At 42.7% G+C, this 13,067-nt stretch carries 12 protein-coding genes; 6 read left to right on the top strand and 6 right to left on the bottom strand.

Annotation, left to right across the window (positions count from 1 at the left end; all coding sequences use genetic code 11):
* Positions 1 to 7 precede the first annotated feature (7 nt).
* From CHH58_RS10100 to CHH58_RS10115, 4 genes are read right to left on the bottom strand one after another with little or no spacing between them, the layout of a single operon-like run.
* The gene (locus CHH58_RS10100; protein ID WP_249275092.1) at positions 8 to 307 is read right to left on the bottom strand and encodes an EamA family transporter; all 300 of its coding nucleotides are present in this window, start codon (positions 305 to 307) and stop codon (positions 8 to 10) included.
* A 7-nt stretch (positions 308 to 314) separates the two neighbouring features.
* Positions 315 to 671 (bottom strand): EamA family transporter, encoded by a 357-nt coding sequence (locus tag CHH58_RS10105; protein WP_095234163.1) that lies wholly within the window; start codon positions 669 to 671, stop codon positions 315 to 317.
* Positions 637 to 2,385 carry a DUF6020 family protein gene (locus tag CHH58_RS10110; RefSeq protein WP_095232289.1) on the bottom strand — a complete coding sequence of 583 codons (1,749 nt, stop codon included), beginning with the start codon at positions 2,383 to 2,385 and terminating at the stop codon, positions 637 to 639. Before CHH58_RS10110 ends, CHH58_RS10105 begins: the two co-directional genes overlap by 35 nt.
* The gene (locus tag CHH58_RS10115; protein WP_095232290.1) at positions 2,385 to 3,353 is read right to left on the bottom strand and encodes a glycosyltransferase family 2 protein; all 969 of its coding nucleotides are present in this window, start codon (positions 3,351 to 3,353) and stop codon (positions 2,385 to 2,387) included. The genes CHH58_RS10110 and CHH58_RS10115 overlap by 1 nt, the downstream gene beginning before the upstream one ends.
* A gap of 291 nt (positions 3,354 to 3,644) precedes the next feature.
* On the opposite strand from CHH58_RS10115, the gene murJ reads away from it, so the two are divergent.
* The 5 genes from murJ to CHH58_RS10140 all read left to right on the top strand — a co-directional run bounded on the left by murJ (position 3,645) and on the right by CHH58_RS10140 (position 8,846).
* Positions 3,645 to 5,156 carry a murein biosynthesis integral membrane protein MurJ gene (gene murJ / locus CHH58_RS10120; RefSeq protein WP_095228126.1) on the top strand — a complete coding sequence of 504 codons (1,512 nt, stop codon included), beginning with the start codon at positions 3,645 to 3,647 and terminating at the stop codon, positions 5,154 to 5,156.
* A 32-nt stretch (positions 5,157 to 5,188) separates the two neighbouring features.
* Complete coding sequence (locus CHH58_RS10125) at positions 5,189 to 6,571, top strand: O-antigen ligase family protein (RefSeq protein ID WP_170937587.1); 1,383 nt, start codon at positions 5,189 to 5,191, stop codon at positions 6,569 to 6,571.
* 34 nt (positions 6,572 to 6,605) lie between these two features.
* Positions 6,606 to 7,082 carry a PssD/Cps14F family polysaccharide biosynthesis glycosyltransferase gene (gene pssD, locus CHH58_RS10130; protein ID WP_095220896.1) on the top strand — a complete coding sequence of 159 codons (477 nt, stop codon included), beginning with the start codon at positions 6,606 to 6,608 and terminating at the stop codon, positions 7,080 to 7,082.
* Entirely contained in the window at positions 7,079 to 7,558 is a 480-nt protein-coding gene (gene pssE, locus CHH58_RS10135; protein WP_095228130.1) for a PssE/Cps14G family polysaccharide biosynthesis glycosyltransferase, read from the top strand. The genes pssD and pssE overlap by 4 nt, the downstream gene beginning before the upstream one ends.
* Before the next feature lie 196 nt (positions 7,559 to 7,754).
* Positions 7,755 to 8,846, top strand: coding sequence for a glycosyltransferase family 4 protein (locus CHH58_RS10140; RefSeq protein ID WP_095228131.1), 1,092 nt, complete (start codon positions 7,755 to 7,757; stop codon positions 8,844 to 8,846).
* Positions 8,847 to 8,906: 60 nt separating this feature from the next.
* Here the strand turns inward: CHH58_RS10140 and CHH58_RS10145 are convergent, their stop codons facing one another.
* Entirely contained in the window at positions 8,907 to 9,986 is a 1,080-nt protein-coding gene (locus CHH58_RS10145; protein WP_249275093.1) for a CDP-glycerol glycerophosphotransferase family protein, read from the bottom strand.
* Between the two features lie 112 nt (positions 9,987 to 10,098).
* Entirely contained in the window at positions 10,099 to 10,497 is a 399-nt protein-coding gene (gene tagD / locus CHH58_RS10150) for a glycerol-3-phosphate cytidylyltransferase (RefSeq protein WP_095228135.1), read from the bottom strand.
* Positions 10,498 to 10,881: 384 nt separating this feature from the next.
* Between tagD and CHH58_RS10155 the strand changes: the two genes are divergently transcribed.
* Entirely contained in the window at positions 10,882 to 13,008 is a 2,127-nt protein-coding gene (locus CHH58_RS10155) for a CDP-glycerol glycerophosphotransferase family protein (RefSeq protein ID WP_170937588.1), read from the top strand.
* The last annotated feature ends 59 nt before the right edge of the window (positions 13,009 to 13,067 follow it).

Consider the following 13,067-nt stretch of genomic DNA (forward strand, 5'->3'; position numbering starts at 1 on the left):
TCGTTTTTCATAGAACCAGACAGGCAGCGCCGGCGACAAGCAGGACGACACCAAATATTTGACGCAGGCGAATATGTTCTTTTAAGAAGTAATACGACAGCATTAGTGTCCACACATAGGTAATGGCCGTCAGTGGGAAGACGACAGAATAAGGCAGCAATGTGAGCACATAAATATTGATCAGTGCAGCCGAACCATAACAAGTGAGACCGATTAGAAGCGTATGATACGTGTGCGTTGATGGATCACTGGCTCGTTTGAAGAAGAACCCACCACCAGCTCCAAGCATCGTACAGGAAACTAACAAGATCCAGCTAATTCTCCCCACCCCCTATCAGGACTGCCCCAACGATAATCAACGCAGTCCCGATAATATGCATGGCAGAAATATGCTCATTCAAGAAAATTGAACCCATCACTAATGCAAAAACATAACCAAGGCTCAGCATTGGATGCAGCACACTAAGCTTGCCGAAACGGAATGCAATCATCATCGTAACTGCTCCTGCTCCATAACAGGCACAGCCGATCAGGAGGGGAATATTGATTTCCCCGTCCGCAACTTTCCATAGCAACTGACCGACACTTGTAAAGACAGCTGACAATAAGATTAAAGCTATACCGAGCTTTTGCTTGCTATGAATGTTGTGTTGGGGTTGTGCGTTCTCCATGGCTTGGCTCCTTTCCTTTCTTGTACAAACAAGCAAAGAGTAGGAAGAAGATACTCACCATGCAGTTGCTGACTTGATAGCGATAATCCTGAGCCGGCAGTCCGACAAACATCGTCCCTGTATTAAGCAGGACAGGCAAAATTGGCAGCCAGGCAATAGCCCCGAGCTTACGGGAAGCTATCAAGCTGAACAGGACGATGAAAATGCTGAACACAACTGGACGCCAGAAGAGCTCTTCCGTATGGTAGCGGGATGTTTCAAGTCCATATTCTATAACATCATACAAAGTCTGACTCACGGGCTTTGTTTCCAAGCCCATACTGTTTGGATCAACATCGATTGTGTAAGGGTTTGTATAGCCATCAATGGGCTTGTTAATTTGCCATATAAGAGAAGTTTGCTTTAAATAAGCCTCTATGACGGTAGAAGGATTTTGCTTCACAATTTCGAACCAGACCGATATGTACTTACCCATATCCGCCACAATAACATCATCCTTAAAATTATCATGGAACTTTATTCGGTCTGTTAGATATGGATTATACGCATCCCAGTCATCAATTGGCAGTATAGTATCCAAATAAGCAAGCTGCTTCTCTGTCAGCTCTCCATCCTGGGACACGACTGCAGCAATTTGCTGCGTCGGGATACTCATGGATTCATTCGGATTGGCCGATTGGATGTTGTAAGCCGTAAATACTGGTCCGGTGACGACGATATAAAGTGCGGAAACCAGCACGAGCGGTGTCAGCAGTTGTTTCCAGTTTCGTCGATAAGCAATGAGCATGCCGATGGCCGTTAAAATGGCAATTGGCAATCCGTTATTCCGGAAGAATGCAATGCCGAGAAGTACTATCGTAAATGTTGCAATGCCACTCCAAGTCCGAAGATTCTTCCCTTCCTGCAGCACTGTTTTCATAACAAATAGTGTCAAGAAGACGATGAAGGTGCTATAAACAACATCCTTCCAAAGAATGGTGGAGAAAATGCCGTTGACCGGCAGTACTGCCCATAGAAGAGCCGCAATCCAAGCAATACCCTTTCCAAGTCCATACTGACGGAAGGAATAGATTCCATAAGAATAAACAAACGACATGAGCAGAATCTGGAATATGACGACGATAGCCGGGGAATCCCAGATCATTGTTAATACTAAGATAACCATTGTGTAAGCAAATGGATGCCAGTTATTGAACTCCATGTTCTCTACTTGCCGCCAATGGTTCAAGGAATCGGGACTCATATTACCCGGGAAGAAAGCGAGTAAGTAGAACATCCAGACGAATATCATCGGGAGCATATACCAAAGGATTTGCCACCTGCTTACCGTCGTCTTCTGCCACATATAACCTCCACGCAGCAGGATAAAAGCAATGAAGGAAAAGAAGCAGAAGATCGTAGCGAGTGAAAAAAGATCCACAAGCACCGTCTCATACCAAGGGCGATTGATGAACAGCGGCCAGTCAATCAAACTGATCAGCGTATATACTGACAGCAAAATGATGGCAATCGTTATGTATCGCTTCTCGAGAACAGAATGAAGAATTTGTTTTCTAAGCTTTAGAAAAGCATAAAAGAAACAAATACTAATAACAGAAAGAGCAGCATATTTCAAAAGCGACGTATCCTGCTTTGCCTGCATAATAGCCAATACAGAAATAGTGGCTGCAAGACCTGCAGCCACACTGATCAAAAGGTTTCGAACGCGCGTCATTACATGGAGCCTCCAGTTCTGGTCATACCTTGAACAGGTCTTGGTTTGTTATCTGCCTGAATTCGGTTCAATTCCAATTCGTATTGTTTACGCTGATTGGAAGCAACGGTATCTAATATCGCGCCGCAAGCGAAGCTTAGCACTGACAGGACAACTAATCCAACAGCGAGAATGGCGGAAGGAACCCGTGTAATGAACTCGGTCGCGAAATATTCAGCAATGACCGGAATGCCGACAGCTAGCCCAAGTATCAGAAACAGAAGGGACCAGGCTGTGAAAAAGAGCATCGGTTTGTACTCCTTAAACAGGGTGAAAATCTTATAAAGCACTTTGCGGCCATCAGCCAAAGTATTTAATTTGGAATAGCTTCCTTCGGGACGGTCCCGATAAGGGATTGGTACTTCGACGATTGCAAGCCGCTTATCGAGTGCATGGATAGACATCTCGGTCTCGATTTCGAATCCGGGACTCATGATTGGCATTGTCTTGACAAAAAGACGATCAAAGGCACGGTAGCCAGTCATGATATCGCTAAGCTTCTTTTTATATAGGAAGTTAATGCAATTTTTCACCATTGTATTCCCAAGATTATGGAACTTGCGCTTATTCTCTTTTACGTATGTGCCATTGGACAGGCGGTCACCGATAACCATATTGGCTCGGCCTTCTTGGATCGGTGCAATCAGGTCATGGACGAATTCAGCAGGATATGTATTATCCCCATCAACCATTACATAACAATCCGCTTCGATATTGCGGAACATAGAACGGACAACATGTCCTTTACCTTGCTGGTATTCGTGACGAACAATTGCGCCATGTCTCCGGGCAACCTCGCTCGTCTTGTCTTTTGAGTTGTTGTCGAACACATAGATATCTGCATTTGGCAGCTGGTTCCGGAAAGCATCGATAACATCACCAATTGTTTGTTCTTCGTTGTAGCATGGAATCAATACAGCTATTTTCAATACGTACACTCCATTCCTTTTCTAGGATATGTCGAACCAAGTCTAGCAAAGGATTATTGTGCAACTGTTAACCAATGGTGAAGTAATTGTAAATAGTATGAATATACGAATATTTTGTAAATTTATGCCCCAGCCCAGTTACTGGAAGGGGTGAGGGTGTGTTGCGTGCTATGCAGTACGTTAAGTTACTGTAAATTGCCTTGAAACGCCTTTCTATTCAGTCTTATAATTTAGCCAGCAATACGCATCCCATGAGCTATATCTGAATGGGCAATAGAGAGAGGTCCTATCATGAAGTCGAAACTTCGCATCGCCAGTCTGCTGCTGCTGTTCGTGACCCTCGTGCTAAAGGTATCAGGGTTGATCCGGGATATGCTAATTACCAATTATTTCGGAGCCGGCAGTGAATCGGACGCTTACTATGCGGCATTCGCATTGCCGAATATGTTCATCTTGTTCCTGACAACAGGGATGAAGAGCGCATTCGTTCCAAGTTATATCAAATACAAAGAAAAGAGCAGAGGGCTTTCGCATCTGCAGGATGTATGGAAAGGGACGCTGCTGTTCAGTTTGCTGATCTCGATTGTCTTCATCTTTATCGCGCCGGTATATATTCGTCTGCTGTTTCCGAATCTAACAGGCGATACAGCGCAGATGGCAACGATTATGACGATCATTTTCCTTTCATCGTTATTATTCGTCGGCATCAATGCTGTGCTCGAAGCTTACTTCGATGCCGAGAACAAATACTATTTATCGGTATTGGCACAAGCAATCGTGCTCTTAGGAACAATAGGAAGTGCCTTACTCTTCGCTGATGATATAGGAGCCTATGCTTTTGCATTCGGTAACTTGGCAGGCGTAATCCTAAGCTTGCTATTTAAGCTTTTGCTTCTGCTGCCTAAGCGAACGCTTACCTTAAAAGACAAAATAAATTGGGAAGAAAACAAGCGCTTCTACCATATTTTTATTCCAGTGGCGCTAACAGCGATGATCGGCCAAATTACATTGATGATTGATACATCCTTTGCCAATATGCTTGGCAGAAGCTTCGCTACATATTTAAATATCGCAAAGAACTTAACGCAATTTCCGCAGAATATTATCGGCGTCACCGTCGGCACAATCGTATTTCCAATGCTTGCTGCCGCATATGCAAAACATGATATGAAAGGCTTTAAGGAGAATATCACACGCGGTCTGCAGATTATGTATTTTGTCTTGCTGCCTGTTCTGACAGGTATGATGCTGCTGATGCCGGAGATTGTCACCCTTCTTTTTGTAAACGGAGAATTCACTGCACAGCATGCAGAAAAGACGAGCATCGCAGCTTACTATTACTTCGGAACCATCTTGTTCTACAGTCTGGTTATTATCGTTAACAATGGTTTTTATACGATGGAAAAGGGACATTACATGATGCGGCTCGGGTTCCTATCAATCGGTTTGAAGCTCTTGCTCAACTACTTATTCACAGAAAGCTTTGGTTTCATCGGTATCCCGCTTTCTTCATCTGTGACGGGCTTAATCTATGCAGTCGCCTGCTTCCTTATATTCAGGAAGCTCACGGGTGGAATACCTATTAAAGGGATGCTAGCAGATGTGGCCAAGACAACTGCCAGTGTACTCATCATGGGAATCGCTGTCCTCTTAATCAAAGGGGCTTTGAGCGATGTACAGCCTATCCTGACAATCCTAATATGTTCAGCAGCCGGTGTCATCGTATTTCTGATCTGCGTATTCCTGATGAAAATCAAATCATTCTACATATTATTGGGAAGAGGCGGCCCGACTGCTAAGTAATTGGCAAGAGTGGCACGAAGGAGGACAATCATTTGCAAGCTCTGACACAGAAACTCAAGGACAATTATCATATATTCGAAAAGCTGTTCATTTTCTTCATTTTGGCTCAGCCGTTTCTCGACCTGCTGTCGTATTTCTCGATACCGGTTTCCAATCCAATTCGGCTGCTCGTCATTCCGATTGGAGCATTGTATATGATTAGCTACCCAGATCGGCGCTGGAGCAGAAATACTTTCATATACATGCTAGTGCTGGCTGTCTATTTTGCCATTAACTTCAGTGTCAATCTGATTTGGAAGGATCCTGTTTCAGCGGCAGGCGAATTGACATTTATCCTTAAGACATTCTTCTTCATCACTGCCTTACTCGTTTATGTGATGATTTTCCGTCATATCGGAGAAAATAGGGAATGGAAAGTGATTGTACCGAAATATCTATTTATTAACACAAGTGTTGTCAGTGTCGTGATGTTTATTGCCGAACTTACTGGTACAGGTAAGCGGAGCTACGACTACTTGGCAAAGCAAGGCCATTCCGGCTGGTTCTTTTCCGGTAATGAAATCAGTGCCATTTTAGGTATGGGTTTCTGTGGTGCGATCATCTACTATCTGTTCATAAAGAAGGGCCTTCTGGCGCAAATTATCTGTACAGCACTAATAGCCGTCATGATATGGGCAATGCTGACAATCGGCACGAAAGTTGCATTCGGAGCAGCCCTGCTGGTGTTAGGGATGGCGTTCCTAATACTTCTCATACAAGCAATCATTAAACGAAGCAACTTCATCCAGTCTGGTGTCGTGTTAGTCTTACTTGCAGTTACCGTGTTCATCTCGCCTGAGATGCCTATCGGCAATAACCTCGGGTTGTCGGTAGATATGGCAAATGAAAAGGCGGCACAGCAGCAGGAACAAGCAGAAGCTCCGCCATTACCGGAGGAAGAAGGTGGGGAAGTTCCGCCTCCTGGCAGCGTCAGACAGTGGAGTTCCTGGCAGCTCATGGCGTTGAATGGCCGGGAAGAATTCTTTGGCACTGTACTTTATTATTTTGAACGGGCACCAGTCATCCAAAAAGTATTCGGCATGGGAATCGGCGGAAACTACACCGGGGAAGAACCGAGAATCATCGAAATGGATATCCTGGATTGGTTCTTCGGCTTTGGATATCTTGGAACACTGATCCTCGTACTGCCACTGCTATTCGTCATCGGCAGTATCCTGGTATTCATATTCAAGCAACGATTCCGGACAGTAAGCGCAACTGCTTTGTTCAGCGGTGTCGGAGCTTGTATCGGTCTTGGTGCAGCATTCATTGCCGGCCACATTCTATCGTCACCGGCTTCCGGATTTTATCTGGCGTTGTTTCTCGGGTTCCTGTATGGGTTGGTCAAGCAGAAACCGGAGAAGTTCTTTCAATAGCATCTCACCTTAACTGGAATGGAGCGAATCTTTGATGAAAACGAAAAAGAAAAAATTGCTTCTGATCTCATCCATTGGCGGACATTTAACACAGCTTTTGCAGCTGGAACCGCTATTCAAAGAATATGACTACCATATCGTGACAGAGAAATCCGAAATTACGGAGCAAATGAAGGGCAAGCACCCGATGAGCTTTCTTGTTTACGGAGCACGTAATTATCCTTTTCGCTATATATTCAAGTTTAGTTATAATATTATAAAATCGATTTTCTTATTCCTGAAGCATCGTCCGGATGTCGTCATCTCCACGGGAGCACACACATCCGTGCCGATGTGCTATATCGCTAAACTGTTCGGGAAACGTGTCATTTTCATTGAGAGCTTTGCGAAGTCCACTTCGCCGACCATTTCTGGAAAGCTAATCTATCCGATTGCTGATTTATTCATTGTTCAGTGGGAAACGATGAAACAGATTTACCCGAAAGCGGTCTATGGGGGGTCCATCTATTGATACTGGTCGTCTTAGGTACCCACGAGCTTCCATTCACCCGTCTGCTCGAAGAAGTGGAACGGCTGAAACGAGAAGGATTCATCACCGAGGAAGTTATAGTCCAGGCTGGACACACGAAGTTTGACAGTGACTTATTAACGATTAAACCATTCGTTAACTACGAAGTCATGGATCAGCTGATGGAAGATGCCCGGCTTGTTATCACGCATGCAGGAACCGGATCGGTTATCTCCGCCTTGAAAAAAGGTAAAAAGGTCATCGCAGCAGCCAGACTGAAAAAGTATGGAGAACATAACGATGATCATCAGCTGCAGCTAATGTCCATCTTTCTGGAGCAAAAGCATATCCTTAGTTGGGGAGAAGGAGAGGACCTGGGCAAGATAATACAAGATACAGAGAGCTTCAAGCCAGAGCCATTCCAATCCGGAAAAGAGCGAATGTTCACGATTTTAAGCAACTTCATCAAAGAAGCTTGATAAATGTAAAAGAAATGTAAAGGCACTTGACCCGGTTATGATGTAAACTTTACATTGTGTGTAATTGTGTTTTGTCAACAGAAACATTATAATAGTACAGAACCTACGCAGAATACTGTCGAAATCTAGTAATTTATGATACTTGGATTATAAAAGAATATTTAGAACGATTTGCAAGCTATTTAGGAGGATACAAATGGTACACATAACGCCTTTAATCATAGCGTTGGCAGTTTGCTTCATTCTTTCGATCGCGCTGACGCCTATGGTGAAAAAGCTGGCATTCGCAATCGGAGCAACGGACAAACCAAACGCTAGAAAAGTACACCAGAAAATTATGCCGCGACTGGGCGGATTGGCCATTTACATCAGTTTCATCATCGGTTATTTGGTTTTCATGCCACATGATTCGAACACAGCACCAATCCTGATTGGTGCAACAATGATCACTTTGATTGGTATGTTGGACGATAAGTTCATGTTATCCGCAAGAGTGAAGCTTATCGGACAGATTGCAGCTGCAACTGTAACAGTTTTGGGCGGAATTCAGATCGACTTTGTAACATTGCCATTCACTGGCCGTATCGAATTCGGTGCTTGGGCAATTCCAATCACGATTCTGTGGATTGTCGGTATAACGAACGCCATCAACTTGATTGATGGGTTGGATGGATTAGCAGCAGGAGTTTCAGCTATCGCGTTATTCACAATCGCTATGATAGCAATCAGCATGGGTAACCCGATTTCTGCAATGATGGGCGTCCTGCTTTTGGGCAGCACACTTGGCTTCCTAGTTTTCAACTTTCACCCGGCTAAGATATTCATGGGAGATACAGGGGCACTGTTCCTCGGGTATATGATTGCTGTTCTATCCGTAAGCGGTTTGTTCAAAAACGTCGCATTGTTCTCCTTGATCGTACCGATCATCATTCTCGGCGTACCGATTCTGGATACGACATTTGCCATTATCCGCCGGATTGTACAGAAGAAGCCTTTGTCAGCACCAGATAAGCTGCATTTGCATCACTGTCTACTAAATCTAGGATTCTCGCATCGTCAGACTGTTATAGTAATCTATGCAATCAGCGGAATCTTCAGCATTACAGGTGTCCTTTACACAGAAGCAACCATGTGGGGATCGGCCATCCTGATTATTGCCTTGGCAATAGTAATCGAATTGATTGTCGAAATTACTGGATTGATTAGCGATCGCTATCGTCCATTACTCAATATGGTAGGTTTCCCGAAAGTGACAGAAGAAGAACGACGCAAACAGCATCAGCAATAAAACGAAACCCTTCTCCACTGGAGAAGGGTTTTTTTTATACAAAAAAACACGCTGATAACATCAGCGTGTAGTCTGTGTAGACGGATTGGCTGTAGCAGCAACGGCCGGATTGGACATGTACATAGCCTGTACGAGCTGCTCACTAGCGTGTCCGTTCGAATATTGGTTCCACTGCTTCGAGAAAGCCTGAACCTTTTCCAGTTGGAAGTCACTCTTTTTAATTACTTTGATGAGTGATTTTGTATCTCTGACCATTGGTCCAGGTAATGATTCGAGATATTCGTCTGACACGCCGCGTTTTCTCTGGTAATCCTCTAGATCATACGTAAAGAAGATAATCGGGCGATTGAGCAGAGAATACTCAAATGGTATCGAAGAATAATCTGTAATCAAAATATCCGTCACTAGTAAAAGCGGGTTGATATTTTTGTAGTGTGTTACATCGATTACGAAATTCGGATAATAGTTTGCTAAATCCCATGTAACAGCAGGATGGAGGCGAAGGAACAATACATATTCCTGACCCAGCTCCCGATATAAGCGTTCGATATCAAGTTCTATCTTAGGCTTGGCCAGTTCATCATCTCGATAAGTAGGAGCATATAGGATAACCTTACGCTTCTTGATAATCGGATATTGCTCAGTAATTTCTTTTTCAATTTGCTCGATTTGACTATTGTCAAAGAAAAAGTCCGTCCGTGGCATACCAGTTCGCAGTATATTCGCATTCGAAATTCCGAAGCTTTCCTGGAAGATGGACGCCATTTTTTCAGAACCGACCGTTACATATGTGAAACGGCTGTATACTTGTTTAAATCTTTCCTGAGCCCTTGGACTTCTTGTCTGAACAGAAGGATCTGTCAAACCGAATTTTTTCATCGCACCTGCTGCATGCCACAGCTGAATGCATGTAACGTTCGGTTTGAAATCCGTTACGGCAAGAAAGCCAAAATAGTTATCTACCATCACGACGCGTGAAGTAGCCAGATGATAGATACCTTTTACAAAAGCACTAATATTCGTCATGGCAAATGGTACAATCTCCGCATCAAGATCAGTGAATTCTTCCCGGCAGGAAGAGGTTTTTAATATAACTATTTCTCCCGCATTCCATTTCTCAAGCGATTTAGCCGTATACAAAACATTATCCCCAAAAGAGGAAACCAAGGTGGTTTTGTTCTTTTGGGGAAATAGCTTGAAACATATGAATAGCGTTTTGAAGAACGCTAGATAGAGAGAAATAGCTAATTCTCTAACCATTATCCACTTCTAAAAGATCGTCTTTGATCTTAGAAGTAGAGATACCAACTGTACGTGGCAGATAAACAACTTCGCAATGGTCTTTCAAGAAGTCGAATTTACCTTCCCAGTCACTGCCCATGACGAATACATCAACATTATGGTCCACAACGTCGTGGACTTTCTGATCCCAGCTTTCTTCTGCGATTACTTCATCTACATAACGAATCGCTTCAAGGATCATTTTGCGGTTTTCAAAGCTGTGATAAGACTTCTTGTCCTTCAGCTTGTTGAATTCATCAGAAGAAATTGCCACAATCAGATAATCGCCCATTTCTTTCGCGCGGCGTAGTAAATTCACATGGCCCCAGTGCAACAAATCAAATGTACCGTACGTAATTACTTTCTTCATTGTTGTGCCTCATTTCCTTTGTAGTTTGGTTTTTCATATATAAAAGTTGTCTGCATCTTCATTGTCACAGTGTAAGTATAGATCATAATATTTACACCTGATTAACATTATATTTACATTTTAATTAAATTTCAAGTCTGCTATGATAATAGAATGCAAATATATGCGCGAATTGTCGAAAACGCATACATATTTACCTAATTTTTCTTCATTTGGTTATAAAAATGTATATATGACTATGCATGAAACATGCTAACGAAGAGCATAAGATTCATTTTAAATACGAAGTATATGTAAAGAACTTTACAAATGCATTGTTGAATTACCTACATATGAATTTTATAATAAGGAATGGATTTGCAAGTTGAGAGGAGAAAGTACTGCATGGAAAACATCAGCCTTCGAAATAGGAGAGCCATATCGGTTCGAATTGAAGCGGGGATATTCTATATGGAGATTCCAATCAAAGCCTCCTACATCGCTGATTATGAGACATATCGATTCCTGTTGATGAATCGTTATACGAACGAAGACATTTACCTTACTTTTGAAGAAGACCATAGCGTGGATGAATATACGATTTGTAAAGTTACGCTGGATCCTAAGGAACACACGCAGATGCTCCAGGATGGAGTTATGTGGGATCTTTACGTTGAACGGGAAAATGAAGGGGAGACGAAGCGGGCTCGGATTTCTAATCCGCCGGAGCATCTACAATATCATTCCTATTTCATACCAGGAACGGAAAAGGTATTCTATCCGTATCGCACCGGGAAAGGGAACATCTCTTACCGTGTGAATGATTATGTTTTCTTTGCCAATTTGGAAGAGATTCATTTAAAGAAATCGGGAGTATTGCACTTTTCCGGTTCAATTAACTATGCTCCGCTATACCAAAGTGATGCTTACAAATTGGAAGAGCTAAAACTTGTGGTAACAAACAATTTGAATGAAGAGGAAGAGCTCACTTTCCCGCTTCAGTTCAAAGAACGTGAGGATTTAGCAGATAAATATGAAGGGAATGAACTGCTCCGTCACTCTGGTTTTGAGGGAGTATTCGATATAACACCGCATATTGATTTGTCCGATAAAAAGTTTTTGAAATTCTATGTCGAACTAACTTATTCACATAACGGTGAGCTTCAGACGATCCGAAGTATTCGTATGCGCCATTTGAAAAAAGATTCGACTTTGCCAGCGTCTGTAAAAACGACTGTTAATGGTAAGAAATACAAGATGACTGTGAAATTGACGAAGAAGTCGAAATTTCTTTCTGTTCAGACTGCTGAGTATTTCTTTATTCGGGAAAGTATCTCGCGAGCGAGACGTAAGTGGGTTAACATTCGCAGAGGCCGATTCCTTAAGAACAGTTATCAGCAAGTGTTCAAGCTATTTGGTGCTATCTTGCCAGTTGATAAGAAACTAATGGTTTTTGAGAGTTTTCTCGGCAAACAATATAGTGATAATCCAAGGGCAATTTATGAGTACATGCGGGAACACCACCCCGAGTACAAAATGTATTGGAGCTCGGATCGTCGAGCAGTCCCTTACTTCGAAACGAAGGATGTTCCTTATGTGCGCAGATTCTCAATTCGCTGGCTATTCCTTATGACAAGAGCAAGGTATTGGGTATCAAATAGCCGTCTGCCGCTTTGGATTCCAAAACCCGATCATACGATTTATTTGCAAACCTGGCATGGAACACCGCTTAAACGCCTTGCAGCGGATATGGACGAGGTTCATATGCCTGGTACAAATACAGAGGCTTATAAGCGCAATTTCTTATTCGAAGCTTCAAAATGGGACTATCTAGTTTCGCCAAATGCGTATTCCAGTGAAATTTTCGCAAGAGCGTTTGGCTTTGAAAAGGACATGCTTGAAACAGGATACCCGCGTAACGATTTCCTTTATACTCATAATAAGCCGGAAAATATAGAAGCGCTTAAAAAAAGCTGTGGAATTTCTGAGGATAAGAAAATTATCCTCTATGCGCCGACATGGCGGGATAATCAGTTCTATCAGAAAGGGAAGTATAAGTTCGATTTGGAGCTGGATCTAGAACGTATGCGTCAGGAACTAGGTGACGAATACATCGTGGTCTTACGTCTGCATTATCTTGTTGCGGAAAACTTGGATCTTTCCAGTTATGAAGGATTTGCTTATGACTTTTCCAAGCATGAAGATATTCGTGAACTTTACTTAATGGCAGATATGCTGATTACGGATTATTCTTCTGTATTCTTTGACTATGCTAACCTGCGACGTCCTATGATGTTCTTCGTATATGATTTGGATGACTATCGAGATAACCTCCGCGGATTCTATTTTGATTTTGAAGAAACTGCACCTGGTCCATTGTTCAAACAAACGGAGCAAATTATCCAGGAAGTGAAACGGATTGACAGGGAAGGCTATCAGCCAGATGCACGATTCGAAGCCTTCTACAACCGATTCTGTTACTTAGAAGATGGGAAAGCTTCAGAGCGTGTTGTAAAACAAGTAATTAAATAATGTGAACCACCGTCACAATTTGACGGTGGTTTTTTATTAATTTATTTGGATTAGAAATC

Source organism: Terribacillus saccharophilus (assembly GCF_002272745.1).
GTDB classification, from domain to species: Bacteria; Bacillota; Bacilli; order Bacillales; family Amphibacillaceae; genus Terribacillus; species Terribacillus saccharophilus_B.

Excerpts from the sequence above, each read along its gene's own strand:
- murJ (WP_095228126.1), top strand. The coding sequence starts at position 3,645 with ATGAAGTCGAAACTTCGCATCGCCAGTCTGCTGCTGCTGTTCGTGACC.
- CHH58_RS10105 (WP_095234163.1), bottom strand. The coding sequence starts at position 671 with ATGGAGAACGCACAACCCCAACACAACATTCATAGCAAGCAAAAGCTC.
- tagD (WP_095228135.1), bottom strand. The coding sequence starts at position 10,497 with ATGAAGAAAGTAATTACGTACGGTACATTTGATTTGTTGCACTGGGGC.
- pssD (WP_095220896.1), top strand. The coding sequence starts at position 6,606 with ATGAAAACGAAAAAGAAAAAATTGCTTCTGATCTCATCCATTGGCGGA.
- CHH58_RS10110 (WP_095232289.1), bottom strand. The coding sequence starts at position 2,385 with ATGACGCGCGTTCGAAACCTTTTGATCAGTGTGGCTGCAGGTCTTGCA.
- CHH58_RS10155 (WP_170937588.1), top strand. The coding sequence starts at position 10,882 with ATGGAAAACATCAGCCTTCGAAATAGGAGAGCCATATCGGTTCGAATT.
- CHH58_RS10140 (WP_095228131.1), top strand. The coding sequence starts at position 7,755 with ATGGTACACATAACGCCTTTAATCATAGCGTTGGCAGTTTGCTTCATT.